Here is a 16,686-nt window from a genome sequence, read left to right as displayed (position 1 = left end):
GATACAGATTAGGAGAGAATTAAACTACGATTTGTATCGTGAGTAGTGAAGGAATCAGTTTTTTTACAAATCTTTACGTTTCAGCAGATTTTGAAGTTAATCGGTTAGTGTATTGGGGAAGTGCTGATTAATTCGACGAGTGTGATGAAGGGCCGAAGCGCACGGAACGCAAAAATCGCGATATATCAATCTGATAGGTGATGGAGTGAGTGCCGCGCAACGAAGCAACTCGCTCGTGCAGTCAATTAATGAGCGCTTCCTTAGCCTCGATCAAGATAATTGACTAACGCCCGAGCATTGCGTTTGCGGTACCAGATGATCACGCCGGTAATCGACAGGATTGCAACCAATAAACCCAGCATTGAGACCATGATGCGCCCCGGTAATCCTAGGATTCTGCCGGAATGTAAGGGAAATTGCGCATCCAGAAAAATATCCCCGGCACTGCCGCTGCCGGGAATCTTATCGCCCAGAAAGCGGCCATCCTGGCCATCGAAGTACAGCCAAGGATTGCCGAGTCCGCGGTCCGCATGGTCTTTGCCGGGCTCGTGAAACGTCACACCGTAAATACTATATTCCGGGTCGTAAAACATTCCGCCCAGCGGGATTTTCCAACCTAGCCGATGCGCCTCAGCTTGTGCCAGCCTAACGATTTCATGCCGGTTGATACCGGGCTCGATCGGTTCGTCATGCGCATTGGGGGATCGCACGGAAAAAGGATCGGGATTTAGCGTGGAAAATACCGAAACAATAGGACGCATTACTTCCTGATTCAGATTCATCGATACAGCCGTTACAGATAGAATCAACAACAAACCCCATAACCAGACGCCACCGGAGCGGTGTAAGTCGAAATTCAGTTTGTATCCGCCCTGATGCCAGCGGAAAGTAAACGATTTGCGCCAGGTTTGCCAATTGGGAAAAGACAATAGCAAGGCGACGAAACAATCGATGACCCAAACAATCGCTAGTATGCCCATGAACAGAATGCCAAATTCGATATCGAAAAAATCCGGCAGGTGCATGCTGTAATGCAGCTTATACAGAAACGGCACGAAATTTTCCCGTGTCAGCGCAATCTCTCCCCACATGCGCGATCCCCGGATTTCTGCAGTGATCGGATCAAGCGCGATTTGATTTATCCCGATTTCGATCGCTTTTCCAGTTTGCGGATCCGGCCGGCCAATGACCGCCAATCCGAGGTTCTGATCGGGTTCGATGGAAAGCGGCAGCCAGGTGATCAGGATGCGAGGATCGGTTTTTTCCAGATGATCGGCGAGCATGAGCGGAGGCAATGTTTCTCCTTGGCTATGCCTTTCAAATAGTTGTGGATTCAGCCATTCATCTAGCTCGTGATCCCATGAAATGATGGCGCCGGTAAATCCGGCAATAAACAGAAAAACTGCCAGCGAGAGACCTGCCCAGCGATGGAGTAAGGTCAGGATGTGACGTGTTGCTCGTATTTTTGTAATGCTTTTTCCGGATTGCTGAGGTTGATCAGGCAATTCTGTGACGAGAGGCTTTTTCATGATGTCAGGTGATGCTATTGAGAGCAAACAACGGGGTTGAAGCCGGCTTGGATTGATCGGAACGGTCGTGATTTTGGTCGACTGTCAAGCAGCCATTTTCCATGCGCAGCAAGCGATCGGCCAAATGAAAGTAACGATCATCGTGCGAAATCACCAGCATGGTTTTGCCCATCGCGCGCAATTCCGGCAGCAATTCATGGTAAAAAATATCCTTGAATAACGGATCCTGATCGGCGGCCCATTCGTCAAACACCAGAAACGGACGGCTCTCGAGATAAGCCACCACCAGTGCAAGCCGTTTGCGTTGTCCTTGCGATAGCGATAAGGTAGTGAAGGAGCCATTGCGTACCTTCACCTTGTGCTGCAAATGCAGTTTCGCCAGCAGCTGATTTCCCTTTTGATCCAAATCGGTGTTGTGACCGGTTTCCAAAATCCGATCGAAGAGATGAAAATCAGAGAAGACGGTCGTAAAGAATTGACGGTAATAATCGCGATTGATGTCGGTGACCGGAATCTGATTCAGCGTGATGGTACCGGCTTCCGGCGGGTACAAGCCGACGAGCAGCTTTGCTAGCGTGGTTTTGCCACTGCCGTTGCCGCCTACCAGAAAAGTAATTTCACCGGGACGGAACGATAAATCGACCGGACCGAGTGTGAACATTTCATCTTTTTGCTCATGATAGTAGCGATGAAGCACATCTTTAAGCACGATCGACTGTAACGGCGGTATCGCTGTGTCGGTGACCGGTTGTTCCGTGGAAGCCATGGCTTGCGTTATTTCCTCGATCCTGTCCGCGGAAACTTGCGCTAAATTGGCGCGAGGAATATTCAGAAGTAATGCTTCCAGCGGTCCCACCATGTAAACGAAAATCAGCGCGTAACCGGTCATGATCAAGGTGCGGTCAGGCACATTACCTACCAGAACGAACAACACCAGACCGATGAAGGCATAAATCAGAAAGTTTCCCCATCCTGCAGATGCGACAAAGACCGACATGCCGAAAGTGCGCTCCTTGCGTACTTTCTCAATGGAGCGCCGCAATACATCGTCAAAAAAAATAATCCGTTTGTCATGATTAAGACGCAATTCTTTGGCGCCATCCGTCAAGGAACGGAAGTGCCCGAATAATTGGTCTTGTTCCTGGGCGGCTGCATCGAGATGCCGGATTGCGCGTAAATGAGCAAGATGATAGCCGATGCAACCCAAGCCGATAATGAGAACCGCCAGCAAAAACACTTGCCAGGATAGGAAAGCCATATAAGCCAGACAACCGATTACGACCACGGCATTGGTCAGAATGACCGGAAAGCTGACGAAAAATTCGGCAACCCGGCTACAGTGGTCGGATAAGGCGGATTGCACCCGGGCTGCACCCAGAACTTCCAGTTGCCGGTAGTCCGCGCTTATGACGCGTTTTGCTATAAAGCTGCGTAAATCGGCATGCGCCTGTTGACCGAGCCGTTCGAAAAGAATGGCTGCGATGACGTAAGTGAACATCACACCGAGTGCGGTAACGGCAAATAACCATGCCATCTGCTCACGCTCCGTATTTTCCGAGGTCAACGCGGAATTGATCTGCGCCAATAACATTACACTGCCGATGCCATGCAGGACGCTTGCAAGCGATGCGCCAAGCAATAAGGATTTTGATTGTTTAACGAGAAATTTCAGCATGCTCCACCTGTTTCATTTCGATACAACTTTGAGACGAATGGCAATAAGAATTATTTACAGAGTTATCGCTGAATCGTGTCGCGGCAATATCGACTGAAGAAGTTGTTTTAATCGATATCTGTAAAATAAAAACATTAATAATCATTCGCTTGGTCTTAATTAATTGAATCACACATTATCGGAAATAATGATTATTTATAAATAAAAATAATTCTCATTCGTCTTCAGTGTTTAGAAAGTATATTGTAAAAATAAAATTGCGTTGGAGATAAATGAAATCGAATCTGCTCAGTGATTCATCTATGACTCTGATCGACGAAAGCATGGTTGCACAAGTGAACCTACTGTCGTATCCCGATCAGGTTTGCTGCACCATCTGCCATGATGATCAAAAGCTACACGTTCGGTGTCGAGACAATGAACAACCATCGGTTTGGTCATTGCAAAATACCGATGGGCAACTGACTTTGGAACCAATCGGTGCTATCAGTCAACAACCGTCTGCAACGGAACTGTTGGCGGTTATCGAAGCAGCTCTGCTTTGCTACCCGGCACAGAAGGAAGTGACACTGACTGTTGCGCAATCGCGATTTCCCGAGTTGTTTGCGGCAGGAGTTCTGACTGCCGATGGCAGCCGGGTGATCGTTTATGCCGAAGCATTCTGGCAACTGCCCAGACTATGGCATCAACGCGGCAGTGACGCACCATATCCCATCCGCTATGAATTCAGTCAAGGACAGCGCCATCCATTGCGCCCGCCCAAACCTTCCGGTCTGGTTTACCGGCGCTATATTCCTTGGCTTGGATCCACATTGAATTTTCGCCGGGTGGTCATCGATAAAGATCTACAGCGTTTCAATCGCTGGATGAATGATCCTGTTGTTGCTGCGTTCTGGCAGGAAACCGGAGACATGCAAAAACATCGGGCTTATCTCGAAATGATCGATGCGGATCCTCACATGCTGAATCTCATTGCGTGTTTGAACGATGAGCCATTCGGCTACTTCGAGGTTTATTGGGCAAAAGAAGATCGCATCGCACCATTTTACGACGCGCATGACTTTGATCGCGGCTGGCATGTGCTGATCGGCGAGCCGCAAATGCGCGGCAAACCTTTCGTGACAGCTTGGTTGCCGTCGATTTCGCATTTCTTGTTCCTGGATGATTGCCGGACGCAGCGCATTGTCATCGAGCCTCGCATCGATAATCTCAAGATGATGCGTAATCTCGCATATGGCGGCTACGCCAGTCTCAAGGAATTCGACTTTCTGCATAAACGTGCCGCACTGCACATGCTGCTGCGCGAGCGTTTTTTTTCCGAACAACAGTGGGTGCCGCGCAGTGCCGTCACCGCACATTCCTTATCGCTATCTTGAGGGTTACGTTATGCAAATTTATGATTTGATTGGTATTGGTTTTGGTCCATCGAATATCGCCCTGGCCATAACAATGGAAGAAAAAAAGCAAGCCGGCTATCACATCAACGCTTTTTTTATCGAGAAACAACCAGAATTTGCGTGGCATGCCAATATGATGTTGGATAACGCCCACATGCAAGTTTCATTTCTCAAAGATCTGGCCACGCTGCGTAATCCTGCCAGCTACTTCACATTTGTCAATTATCTGCATCAGAAAAACCGGTTGCAGGATTTCATCAATTTGAAGACCTTTTTCCCTAGCAGACACGAGTTTAACGATTATTTGGCATGGGCTGCCTCGCATTTCGATGACAGTTGCGCATACGGAGAAGAGGTGATCGAGGTCTTGCCGGAAAAAAGCGGCAATGAAGTAATGTATTTGCGCGTCAGGTCCTGCGACCGGAATCACAACGTACATGAACGATTGACACGCAGCTTGGCGGTGGGTATCGGTGGAAAACCGAGAATTCCGGGCTGTTTCTTGGCATTGAAGGACGACAACCGTATTTTCCATTCCAATGATTATTTGAGAAGAATTAGGGAATTCCCAAATGTCGAGAAAATTGCTGTCGTGGGAGGCGGACAGAGTGCTGCGGAGATCTTCATGGATTTACACGGCCGTTTTGATCACGCAAAAGTCGATTTGATCATGCGTGCCCGCTCGATCAGGCCTTCCGATGATAGCCCTTTTGTCAATGAAATTTTTAATGCCGATTTCACCGATTTTGTTTTCAATAGCACAGAACAGGAGCGCAGTAGCCTGCTTGGAGAATTCTGGCATACCAATTATGCCGCACCGGATCTGGTGCTGATCGAGCAGATATTCAATGTGCTCTACCAACAGAAGGTGGCGGGTGCGAAACGACATCGGTTTTTACGCAGACACGAAGTGCGGCGAGCCGACTCGTTATCGCAGGGAATTCAGTTCACACTTCGCGACTTGAATGCTAATTGCGATTTCTCTGAAACCTATGATGCCATCGTACTTGCGACCGGATATCACCGTGACCATTTTCAAACACTGTTCTCACCGCTAATGCCCTTCTTCAAAACCTTGTCGGTAGATCGCAGTTACCGGTTGAGTGCTGCTCCGCAATTCAAACCGGCCATTTTTTTACAAGGAGCCTGCGAATCCAGTCATGGATTGAGCGACACCTTGCTATCGGTTACTGCAATTCGAGCCAGTGAAATTACTCAAGCCCTGATGGATTCTCTGGATCAAATTAGACCTCCGATAACAGCACGAGCCGTTTCATCATTAACTGCCTGAGCAGTGTGTATTAATCAATTACTTTTTTCATAGCTTTTTATATTTCTAGTCATGTACAAAAAAACAACAATATCACTTGGCCTATCAAAACATCTGGCATTTTCTGCAGTTTTGTCCATCGTGTTAACTACAACCATCAGCAGCGGCTTTGCGCAAACGAAGCAAGCCGAAATGCAAAATTCAATCGGAGCATCTGATCGTAAAACTGATTCTCCTGAAAAGGATTCCGACAAACCGGATACAAATAGAACCGCTGATTCGACGCTTCCGGCCGTGGTAGTTGAAGCTAAGAATACAGGGGAAACAAGCGGATATGCCGCTAAACGTAGTATTACCGCGACCAAGACCGATACACCGATAATCGAGATACCGCAATCGATATCGGTGGTGACGCGCAATGAAATGGATATGCGCAGTGTGCAAAATTTCACTGAGGCCTTACGCTATGTGCCTGGCGTTACAGTTGATCAATTCGGATTCGAAGGACGTGGTTTTGAATATCTAATGATGAGAGGATTTAACGCCTTAACGACCGCGAATTTTCGGGATGGCCTGAGCAATGCGGCACAAGGTTTGTTTTTCAACAGCTTTATCACGGATACCTACGGCCTGGAGCGGGTCGATGTGCTGCGTGGTCCATCTTCGGTAATGTTCGGACGCGGTGATGCCGGTGGTATTGTGAATCGGGTAACCAAACTGCCGACTGCTACGCCGATTCGCGAAGTGCAATTTCAGTATGGTAATTTTGACCGGAAAAGATTCGCAGCCGATCTGGGGGTGGCGAACAAGGATGGGACGATCATGTTTCGGCTGGTGACTACAGCACTTGACACTGATACGCAGGACAGATACCCGAATACAGGAGGTGAGCGTGCGCATAATGAGCGGTTTTATATCGCGCCGTCTATCACTTTCCGGCCGACCGCTGTGACAACTATCACTTTTATGGGAGATGTACTTAACAACCGGAGCACTTCCTCACCATTTTTTATTACAGCACCGGATGGCCGATTTACCAATGTGTTTCAGAGCGAACCGAAGTTTTCCCACTACGCACAGAACCAAGGATCATTCAGCTATCGACTTGAACATCATTTCAATGAAATGCTAACAGTCCGGCAGAACTTCCGTCATGCGTTTCAGAAAGGTACTTTTCAGGACATATTTTCGTTGGGATTTAACAACCCTGAGCAGCCAACTGTGGCGGATCGCAGTACTTATGCGACCAATGAACGTTTGAACCAAACTGTGCTCGATACCCATCTGCAAGCAAAAATCACTACCGGTCCTGTTCATCACACCATGCTTCTGGGAGCGGATTGGAATCAGACCAATGCATCCTTACGGTATTTTGAAGGATATAACAGTGGCTTTGTACCGCCTTCTATTGATATTGCCAATCCGATTTATGCGTCGCAACCTATTCCGAGACCTGATATGTTGCTGCAAAACGCGAAACAGCGGATTGATCAATTAGGTTTCTACATTCAGGATCAACTTAAATACAATGAGAACTGGATTTTAACTCTGAGCGGGCGCTATGACATGCTTCGCACCAAGGATAGCGATCTACTCAGTGATTCCGCAACCCGGAATAAGGATAGCGCATTTACCGGTCGGGCAGGTTTAACCTATCTGTTTGCAAATGGTATTGCACCCTATTTTAGTTATTCACAATCATTTATGGCACAACCCGGCGTTGATGCTAATAGCAAGCCATTTGATCCTACCCGAGCTTCGCAATTCGAAGCAGGTGTCAAGTTTCAGCCGGTGGGAGGAAGGTCTCTTTATACAGTAGCATTTTTTGATCTGACCAAAACGAACGCGCTGTCACGAGATCCGAGTGATCCTACCGGAGCGCATCTTATGCAAATTGGAGAAGTCAGATCGCGTGGTGTTGAGCTGGAAGGACGTGGCGAATTGCTGCGCGGTTTGAATGCCATCGGCACCTTTACCTATCTTGATGTAGACAATGTAAAAGAAACCGACTTTAAAGGGAAAAGACCGATACAGATTCCCACTACGATGGCTTCCGGATGGCTCGATTACTCCTTTGGTACTTTGGGTTACGAATGGTTGAAAGGATTTGGGCTAGGAGGGGGTGTTCGTTACGTTGGCAGTACGTTCAATGAAGAAGGCAATATCAGTACTACACCATCGTTTACATTGTTCGATGCTATGCTGCGCTATGAGAGAGGCCCCATGTCGTTCCACATCAATGCCAGTAATATTTTTAATGAACGCTATATTTCTACAACAAACTTCAACAGGTATTATCTCGGATCGCTACGTACTGTGGTCGGCACCTTGACATTCCGGTTTTAATAGGTGGCTATGATGTTTTTTTCGATATTTGGTTGGATCGGGGGGAGCGCGTATGTCACTAAATGAAGATCTATCCGTATTTCTCGACTTGGCAACAGAAGCAGTGGTCAATGGAGATAGATCTGCATTGCACGATTTGCCGGCGGATCAGGCGTATCACGAATACGAAGCGGCCACGCACGTACTGGATGTTCCGGGTCCGCAAGTGGCAAGTGTGCAAGAGCTTTGCATCGAAAGCCGCGATGGATACTGGATTAGTGCTCGGTTGTATAAGCCTTTGGAATTTGCAGAGACTTCAGATCCGCAACCGGTGTTGCTATATTTTCATGGCGGCGGTTACTGTCTGGGCAGTCTGGATTCGTACGATTCATTGTGTCGTTCACTGGCTGCGCTGACACCCTGCTATGTATTGCATGTCGCTTACCGGTTGGCACCGGAACATCGCTTTCCCAGCGCTGTGCATGATGCGCATGATGCGTATCAATGGCTTGTGCAACATGGATCGGCTCACGGTCTTGACACGAATCGTATTGCTGTCGGTGGTGATAGTGTAGGCGGTACATTGGCGACAGGGATCGCGATCATGGCTCGGGACGAAAACCTGCAACCACCGCTTTATCAGCTTCTGCTGTATCCCTGTACTAGTGCATGGCAGAATACCGGATCCCATCGTCGGCTTGCCAGCGGATATTTGCTGGAAGCGGATACCTTGCAATGGATGTTTAAGCTTTATCTTCGCACTGATGCCGATCGAACTGATTGGCGCTTTGCGCCGCTGGAAACGCCGGATTTGTCGAAGCTGGCACCGGTCAGTCTTGTTTTAGCCGAGTACGATCCATTGCTGGATGAAGGAATAGCTTATGCCGAGCGGCTGAAAGCCAGCGGCGTGGATACACAAGTCAACGTATACCCGGGTATGGTTCATGATTTTGCACGGCTGGGCAATATCGTCGAAGAAGCCGGGCAAGTTCGCCAGGATTTGGCGGATACCTTGGCGAAAGCTTTTTATCCTGAAAATAATCGTATTTGAGAATAGGGAAATGTGCATGCAGTTTATACGTGCTTCACTATGAAACCATTCCATTTGTTTTGCTTCCTGCTGCCTTTGTTCGCTCTAAGCGCCTGCAGCCTGTTGTCCGAGCGGCGTACCGGTGATGCCGGTGCAGACATCCCGCAGCAATGGAGAGAACATGCTGTGGAGCAATCCGTCGCTGTGAGCTGGGTGGAAACATTTCAGGATGCAACGCTAAAACAATTGGTGGATCGCGCACTGGAAAATAATTACGAATTGAAGGCCGCAGCCGCGAGAATTCAAGCCGCTGCAGCTCAGGCACGCATTGACGGATCCCCGCGCTGGCCGCAGGTTTTTTTCTCAGCGGATTATGAAGAAGTACAAATCCGCGATGCTGGCTTCGGTTCCGCCCGCTTTAACGTTTTCGAGGCTCTGTTCGGTGTCAGCTGGGAAGTGGATTTGTGGGGAAGAATCCGCGACTCACACTTGGCGGCCCTAACAGAAGCCACTGCCGTGCAGGCGGATTTTCAAGGAACCCGTTTATCGCTGGCGGCGCGCGTTGCACAAAGTTATTTCGAATTGATCGAAGCCGAATTGCAATCGGCCATCATTGAACAGTCGATCAAAGAACGTGGTGTGATCGCCGATCTGGTGCGTGGCCGCTTTCAGCGTGGCTTGGTTCGTGGCTTGGATTTGCGTCTGGCTTTAAATGATCTGACGAATGCCGAAGCGCAACTGAAGCAAGCACGCAACCGGGTGCAGCAAATTTCCAAAAGACTGGAAATCTTGCTAGGTAATTATCCCGAGGATAAAGTGTGGAGCATCACCCAACTACCGTTATTACCGGCCGCGATACCGGCAGGATTGCCGTCGGAATTGCTGGAACGCAGGCCCGATCTGATCGCTGCATTCAAGCGCTTGCACGCAGCCGATTTGCGGACGGTCAGCGCGCAAAAATTGCGCTTGCCACGAATTACGCTGACAGCAACCGGTGGGAGCCGCAGTGTCGATCTGACCGAGTTGATCGACCCCAGGGCTGCGGCTTGGAATGTATTTGCCGGATTGGTGCAACCCTTGTTTACCGGTTGGCGCATTCAAGGTGAGATTTTTCGCAGCCAGGCTCGTGCCGAGGAAGCCCTGAATCAGTACAAAAATACGGCACTGAATGCTTTTCGCGAGGTGGAACAGGCACTGGCAGCCGAGGAGTGGTTACGGCAGCAGGAAATTGCCTTGCGTAAAGCTGTTGAACATACCGGGTCCAGCCAGAAACTGGCCATTTATTCGTATCGAAACGGCACCATTGAAATTTTGACGTTGCTGGACAGTTATCGCAGCATGTTGAATGCACAAACGGCGCATCTTTCCGTAACGCGGCAATTGCTGAGTAACCGTATCAATCTTTACCTGGCTCTGGGTGGCAATGCCTGATCGAGCTTATACAGTCATCTTTTCTTCATGCAAAAATTTGTTTGTTGATGAAAGCGCGTAAACAACTATTCATTGCTTTATTCGTGATAATGGCAGGTGTTGTTGCCGCCATGATTATCGTCCAGATGCCGCCACAAGCCGATCAGCAGCCACAAGTTGCCGAACCGCCAGTGGTGCAAACGATCACGGTACAACCGCAACGGCTGCAAATGACAGTGCAAACGCGAGGGCGTGTCAAAGCGCAAACCGAAATCGAGGTCATAACGGGTGTTTCGGGCAATATCACCCATGTGGCGCCAGCATTTGTCAGTGGCGGTTTTTTCAAAAAGGGGGATTTGCTGGTTTCCATCGATCCGGCCGAATACGATTTGCGCGTGGCGCAAGCGCAAGCCCGGATGATGGAAGCGCAATATCAACTCACCCGCGAGGAAGCCGAAGCGGGGCAGGCGCGACAGGAGTGGCGGCAATTGGGTGAGGGCGACCCCAGTCCTTTGAATTTGAGAATTCCGCAATTAAAGGAAAAAAAAGCAAAACTCGCTGCCGAACAGGAGGAACTGAAAAATGCCCGATTGCTGCGGCAGCGGACGGAAATACGGGCACCCTTCAATGGTCGGGTGCGCAGCAAAACCATCGGGATAGGGCAGTACCTGAATATTGGCGACGTGTTGGGCCGTATTTACAGCAGCGATCTGGCGGAAGTGCGTTTACCCGTCAATACCCAGGAGCTGTCTTGGGTTGATGTGCCAGACTGGCCAGCACGTTCCGCCGCAGCCAAAGGTGCGGAAGTCATTTTGTCAGCGAACTATCACGGAGAATTACAAACCTGGCGGGGCTGGATTGTGCGCGGTGAGGGGGCCATCGATGAAAAGACCGGCATGGTGATGATCGTGGCTCAAGTCAGTGATCCGTTCGGGTTGCGAGGGAATGAACAGGATCGTGCGGTCACGATGTTGCCGGTAGGGTTGTATGTCGAAGCGAGTATCGCAGGCCGATGGTTGGAAGGTGTGTATGTGCTTCCTGCGAGTGCGTTGCTGAAAGACGATCGGATTGCGGTCGTTGATCAAGACAGCCGTTTGCGCTTGCGCCACGTTGCCGTTCTGAAAAAGGAGCGTGAGCAGGTCATTCTGAAGGAAAGCTTGATGCCGGGTGAACGGATCATGGTTTCCGGCATACTGCATCCGCTTGAAGGCATGTCCGTGGTGGCGAAGGAAAGGCCATGAAACTGATTGTCTGGTTTGCCAGGAATCCGATTGCGGCAAACTTCCTGATGCTACTCATTATTGCAGGCGGAATTCTGGGATTGACAATCGCCAAGCGCTATACCATCCCCCCGGCGCCGCAAAATCAACTGCAAATCGAGATCGAATATCCGGGCGCCGGTCCGGCGGAAGTAGAACGCGCATTGTGCATTCCGATAGAAACAGCGATGCATGATCTGGAAGGTATCCGACAACTCAATGCAACCGCTCACCAGGCGCAATGCGAGGTGATCGTCGAGTTTGATCCGAAAATCGATGCGGCTCGTTTCCAGGCTAATGTGCAGGCTAGAATGGATCGCATCACGGTTTTTCCAAAGGAAGCCGAAAAATTGAAGATCACGGAATTGAAAATCGGCACCACCGCTGTGACCGTGATGGTGCACGGAGACGTAGACTTGTTGACCTTAATGCGTCAACGCGACCGGTTGCAAGCTCTGCTGAGCCGGCATCCGGATATCGGCAAACTCACACCTTGGCCTGAGATCCCTTATGAAATCTCGATTGAAGTCACGGAGTCTGAGTTGCACCGTTACGATTTGAGTTTTGAGGAAATAGCTGCAGCGATTCAGGCAGTCTCGCAAAACATTCCGGCCGGGGAACTCAAGAAGCCAGACGGCAAACTGTTGCTGAGAAGCAAGCATCAAGCCATGACGGTATCGGATTATGCAGCAATCCCCCTGCGCTCGGATATCAATGGCGCACGCTTGTTACTGGGGGATGTCGCGCGGATCCATGAAACAGTCAATGACAAGGATATGCGGGCCAGGATTGATGGCAAGCCGACCGTGCAAATCTTCGTGATGTCCAAGGATCGGATTTCGACATCGGTTGAAGCGGTCAATGCCGTGATCGACGCATTCCGTCCCGAATTGCCGGCCGGTGTCGGTATTTCGACGTGGGATGATTGGTCGAAATACTATGCGGAAAATATGAGTATGTTGAAGGAAAACGCCATTTCCGGTTTTTTCCTGGTTTTTCTGGTGTTGATGTTTACACTGCGATTCCGTCTTGCGGTTTGGGTTAGCAGTGGCATCCTTATGTCGTTGTTCGGCGCATTATGGATGATGCCGATGCTGGGTATTTCGTTAAACACCTACTCGATTTCTGCATTGATTCTGATCATTGGCGTTCTGGCTGACGATGCCATCGTCGTAGGGGAAAATATCTACACCCACCAGGAACGGGGGAATCCGGGATTGGCCGGCGCTATCAGTGGTACGCTGGAAGTGGCGCCGCTGATTGTCATGATGGTGCTATCCACCATGATTGCCTTCGTACCTGGCCTATTCCTGCTGGGTCTCAGCGGCCACTTGATGTATAACGTTTCCGCCGTGGTGATTCTGGCATTGGCATTCTCAATGCTGGAAGCGTTATTCATTCTGCCTTCTCATTTGTCGTCGTATGACCGTCCGGTATCGACACAGAGCAAAATCGAGATCGCATTTGAGCAGGTCAGAGCAAAGGTCGATGCGACGCTGCAGTGGTTCGTCAATAGCGTGTACATACCGCTACTGAAGCGATTGCTATACTTTCGTTACATTACGCTGTCGATTTTTGCGATGATTTTGCTGGTGGCAATTGCACTTGTTTCATCCGGGAGGATTCAAAGTGTTATGGATGCGCCGGTCAATGATTATTATCTGTTCGCCATCCTGCAGTTCGTTCCGGGTACACCGTTCGAAGAAGTCAATGACTATGTATTTCGCTTGGAGCGCGCCGCCAATGATATTCGGATGGAATTGAATACCGAGCTCGGATTGGGTGCGACAGATAGGTTACAGGATAGTTTTCAACATATCATTTCGGTGAGTGAGGATAACGCCGCGTTTGTGGATATTGAAATTGCCATCGATGAGCGGATCCGCTTGCGCATGGACAGTATCAAGCAGCGATGGGAAGAGCGTCTGGGCGAGCTGCCGGCCGGTGCAACGCTGTCGTTTCAAACTTTCTGGCCAAGAAATCTCGGGATCACTGCCGCGCAATCGGCCAAGGCCATCGAATTGAAGTTGATTGCTCAGGATATCGAACAACAAAGCATTGTTAGCGAAATACTCAAAACCAGGCTGGCTGGTTATAAGGGTGTGCATAGCGTCACCGGCGCGATGCAGATGGGTAAACCCGAATTGCATCTCAAGCTCAAGCCGGAAGCGGTAACGCAGGGTTTGACCATGCACAGTCTGGGAGAACAGGTGCGTAATGGTTTCCTAGGTCTGGAAGTGCAGCGATTCTTTCTGAATCGCGACGAAATCCGCGTCATCGTCCGTTTGCCCGCGCAACAGCGCCGCTCGCTGGATGATATTTATCGCCTACCGATCCAGCTTCCCAATGGCGATAGCGTGCCATTTGCCACGGTGGCGGAAGCCGATTTGATGCCGGGTTTCGCCAATATTGTCCGGCAGGACCGGGAACGGATGCAATTGATCAGTGCGGAAGTGTATAAGGAACAAGCCAGTATTGAAACTATCCTGGCCGATTTGCGTACCCATGTGATTCCCGCATTGGAAGCACAGTTTCCAGGGATAAAGATCGAATCGGGGCAAGCCCGCCAGAAACAGGAGGCCGCTATGGCCGATCTGTGGCGCTATGGGGCGCTCTCGTTGTTGGGTATCTATGCGTTGCTGGCGATTCCGTTGCGGTCCTATCTGCAACCGTTGATGATTATGCTGGCGATTCCGTTCGGTTTCATCGGTGCGATATTGGGTCATTTGTTACTGGCCATACCGTTATCGCTCGAATCCTATGTGGCTTTGTTTGCGGTCGGAGGGATCGTAATCAACGACAGCCTGATACTGGTGGCTCAAATCAACAAAGCCGCACAAGAGCGTTTCACTCGCTATCAAACCGTGATCCGGGCTTGCAAGGCGCGGTTCCGCGCGATTTTTCTGACCAGCACGACTACTTTTGTCGGCTTGTTACCGTTCATCAATGTGCAAAGTTCGGACGCGGAAAAAATTCTGCCGATGGCGGTGACACTGGCCTTCGGTATTCTGTTTTCGGTACTGGTTACTTTGGTGCTGGTGCCCGTCAGTTGCGTGGTATTGCGCGAAATAACGGAACGCATGAAGGTTTCCGCACGCACCGGAGAAGCATACTGACCGGCGCACATTTTTACCGGGTTTTCTTGACATGACTGCAATCTATCCATTGCTTCTTAAACAGCTCTGGCATACGCCACTGGCTAACGCAGCAGACCGGTCCATTATTTATCGCGACCGCTATCGCTCGAGTTATCGCCAGACTTATGCGCGCATCAACCGGTTTGCTGCTGCGCTGGCGGCGTCGGGTGCCAAGCGCGGAGACGTCATTGCAGTGATGGATCACGACAGTCATCGCTATTTCGAGTGTTATTTTGCGATTCCGATGTACGGAGCCGTCATGATGACTGTCAACAGCCGGTTGGCACCGGCCCAGATCGCCTACACCCTGAATCATTCGCAAGCCACGTTATTATTGCTGCATACCGACTTCATACCGATCATCGAAAGCATTCGCGAGCAGTTGGTCGGAATACGGAAGATCATCGTGCTGAGCGACGGCGATGCGTTACCGCCTACAGCGCTGAGCTTGGATGACGAGTACGAAGCCTGGTTGAAGGGCCGGTCTGATCATTTCGGTTTTGCCGATTTTGACGAAAACACACGCGCTACGGTTTTTTATACCACCGGCACGACCGGTTTGCCTAAGGGTGTTTTTTATACCCACAGACAGTTGATGCTGCATACTCTGGCGGCGGGGATGGCGTTAGCGGCGCCGGCAAGGCAGCAGCGATTTCATGCCGGCGACGTGTATATGCCGCTGACGCCGATGTTTCATGTGCACGCCTGGGGAATTCCTTACATTGCCACGTTATTGGGCGTAAAACAGGTTTATCCGGGCCGCTACACGGCTGAATCGTTGCTGCGGTTGATCGTCCAGGAACGAGTAACTTTCTCACATTGCGTGCCGACGTTATTGAAAATGATCCTGGCGGCGGCGCAAGCGGCTGGCACCGATCTGCGCGGCTGGAAAGTGGTGGTGGGCGGTTCGGCGCTGCCGCGGACCTTGGCTAAAGAGGCATTGGACATGGGGATCGATTGCTTTGCCGGTTACGGATTGTCCGAAACCGCACCGATCCTGACGCTGGCGCAATCGATCGAGAAGCCGGACGGTGCGACCCCACAAGCGGATGAAGATGCGTCGACGATGCAACGCTGTAGCGCCGGGCGTGCGATTCCGCTGGTGGATGTACAAATTGTCGATGCGACGATGCAACCCCAAGCTCGCGATGGTAGCAGCAACGGCGAGATTGCCGTGCGCGCGCCGTGGCTGACGCAAGGCTACCTGAAGGATTCCGAAGCCAGTGCGGCGCTTTGGCAGGGCGGGTATCTGCATACCCAGGATATCGGTGTAATGGGCGCGGATGGTTATCTGCGCATTACCGATCGGCTCAAGGATGTGATCAAAGTGGCAGGGGAGTGGGTATCGTCGCTGGAAGTGGAGAATGTCCTGGCTTCCGTGGCCGGCGTCAGGGAGGTCGCGGTGATCGGCATACCGGATGCACGCTGGGGGGAACGGCCGTTGGCTTTGCTGACGGTGGATCCGGAGTTATTCGATGAAGCAGCGGCACAGCAGCACATTCGCTCATCGATTTCACAAGGTTTGATTTCCAAACATGCCCTGCTGACCCAGTTCAGACAGGTGCAAGGCATCGCCAAAACCAGCGTCGGCAAGGTCGATAAAAAAGCATTACGGTCCGAGCATGGGGTTGCTGCATCACTAAGCCCGGAATGA

General features: G+C 50.5%; 10 protein-coding genes. 8 read left to right on the top strand and 2 right to left on the bottom strand.

The window, feature by feature from the left end; all coding sequences use genetic code 11:
• Positions 1-260 precede the first annotated feature (260 nt).
• Positions 261-1,529 carry a PepSY-associated TM helix domain-containing protein gene (locus tag DU481_RS04770; protein ID WP_350133046.1) on the bottom strand — a complete coding sequence of 423 codons (1,269 nt, stop codon included), beginning with the start codon at positions 1,527-1,529 and terminating at the stop codon, positions 261-263.
• Between the two features lie 4 nt (positions 1,530-1,533).
• Positions 1,534-3,204 carry a cyclic peptide export ABC transporter gene (locus DU481_RS04765; RefSeq protein ID WP_350133044.1) on the bottom strand — a complete coding sequence of 557 codons (1,671 nt, stop codon included), beginning with the start codon at positions 3,202-3,204 and terminating at the stop codon, positions 1,534-1,536.
• Between the two features lie 272 nt (positions 3,205-3,476).
• Between DU481_RS04765 and DU481_RS04760 the strand changes: the two genes are divergently transcribed.
• The 8 genes from DU481_RS04760 to DU481_RS04725 all read left to right on the top strand — a co-directional run bounded on the left by DU481_RS04760 (position 3,477) and on the right by DU481_RS04725 (position 16,686).
• Positions 3,477-4,580 carry a GNAT family N-acetyltransferase gene (locus tag DU481_RS04760; RefSeq protein ID WP_350133042.1) on the top strand — a complete coding sequence of 368 codons (1,104 nt, stop codon included), beginning with the start codon at positions 3,477-3,479 and terminating at the stop codon, positions 4,578-4,580.
• Positions 4,581-4,590: 10 nt separating this feature from the next.
• Complete coding sequence (locus tag DU481_RS04755) at positions 4,591-5,892, top strand: lysine N(6)-hydroxylase/L-ornithine N(5)-oxygenase family protein (protein ID WP_350133040.1); 1,302 nt, start codon at positions 4,591-4,593, stop codon at positions 5,890-5,892.
• Between the two features lie 171 nt (positions 5,893-6,063).
• Entirely contained in the window at positions 6,064-8,217 is a 2,154-nt protein-coding gene (locus DU481_RS04750) for a TonB-dependent siderophore receptor (RefSeq protein ID WP_350133038.1), read from the top strand.
• Positions 8,218-8,269: 52 nt separating this feature from the next.
• The gene (locus DU481_RS04745) at positions 8,270-9,247 is read left to right on the top strand and encodes an alpha/beta hydrolase (protein ID WP_350133036.1); all 978 of its coding nucleotides are present in this window, start codon (positions 8,270-8,272) and stop codon (positions 9,245-9,247) included.
• A gap of 39 nt (positions 9,248-9,286) precedes the next feature.
• The gene (locus DU481_RS04740; RefSeq protein WP_350133034.1) at positions 9,287-10,657 is read left to right on the top strand and encodes an efflux transporter outer membrane subunit; all 1,371 of its coding nucleotides are present in this window, start codon (positions 9,287-9,289) and stop codon (positions 10,655-10,657) included.
• A gap of 47 nt (positions 10,658-10,704) precedes the next feature.
• A complete protein-coding gene (locus tag DU481_RS04735; RefSeq protein ID WP_350133032.1) occupies positions 10,705-11,877 on the top strand; it encodes an efflux RND transporter periplasmic adaptor subunit in 1,173 nt (390 codons plus the stop codon).
• On the top strand, positions 11,874-15,011 hold the full coding sequence (locus DU481_RS04730) for an efflux RND transporter permease subunit (protein WP_350133030.1): 3,138 nt from the start codon (positions 11,874-11,876) through the stop codon (positions 15,009-15,011). The genes DU481_RS04735 and DU481_RS04730 overlap by 4 nt, the downstream gene beginning before the upstream one ends.
• Positions 15,012-15,042: 31 nt before the next feature.
• Complete coding sequence (locus tag DU481_RS04725) at positions 15,043-16,686, top strand: long-chain-fatty-acid--CoA ligase (protein ID WP_350133028.1); 1,644 nt, start codon at positions 15,043-15,045, stop codon at positions 16,684-16,686.

This window comes from Nitrosomonas sp. (assembly GCF_040240425.1).
Taxonomy (GTDB): Bacteria; Pseudomonadota; Gammaproteobacteria; order Burkholderiales; family Nitrosomonadaceae; genus Nitrosomonas.
This window is presented reverse-complemented; position numbering and strand designations above follow the sequence as displayed.

Excerpts from the sequence above, each read along its gene's own strand:
- DU481_RS04765 (WP_350133044.1), bottom strand. The coding sequence starts at position 3,204 with ATGCTGAAATTTCTCGTTAAACAATCAAAATCCTTATTGCTTGGCGCA.
- DU481_RS04730 (WP_350133030.1), top strand. The coding sequence starts at position 11,874 with ATGAAACTGATTGTCTGGTTTGCCAGGAATCCGATTGCGGCAAACTTC.
- DU481_RS04770 (WP_350133046.1), bottom strand. The coding sequence starts at position 1,529 with ATGAAAAAGCCTCTCGTCACAGAATTGCCTGATCAACCTCAGCAATCC.
- DU481_RS04745 (WP_350133036.1), top strand. The coding sequence starts at position 8,270 with ATGTCACTAAATGAAGATCTATCCGTATTTCTCGACTTGGCAACAGAA.
- DU481_RS04735 (WP_350133032.1), top strand. The coding sequence starts at position 10,705 with ATGAAAGCGCGTAAACAACTATTCATTGCTTTATTCGTGATAATGGCA.
- DU481_RS04750 (WP_350133038.1), top strand. The coding sequence starts at position 6,064 with ATGCAAAATTCAATCGGAGCATCTGATCGTAAAACTGATTCTCCTGAA.
- DU481_RS04760 (WP_350133042.1), top strand. The coding sequence starts at position 3,477 with ATGAAATCGAATCTGCTCAGTGATTCATCTATGACTCTGATCGACGAA.
- DU481_RS04740 (WP_350133034.1), top strand. The coding sequence starts at position 9,287 with ATGAAACCATTCCATTTGTTTTGCTTCCTGCTGCCTTTGTTCGCTCTA.
- DU481_RS04725 (WP_350133028.1), top strand. The coding sequence starts at position 15,043 with ATGACTGCAATCTATCCATTGCTTCTTAAACAGCTCTGGCATACGCCA.
- DU481_RS04755 (WP_350133040.1), top strand. The coding sequence starts at position 4,591 with ATGCAAATTTATGATTTGATTGGTATTGGTTTTGGTCCATCGAATATC.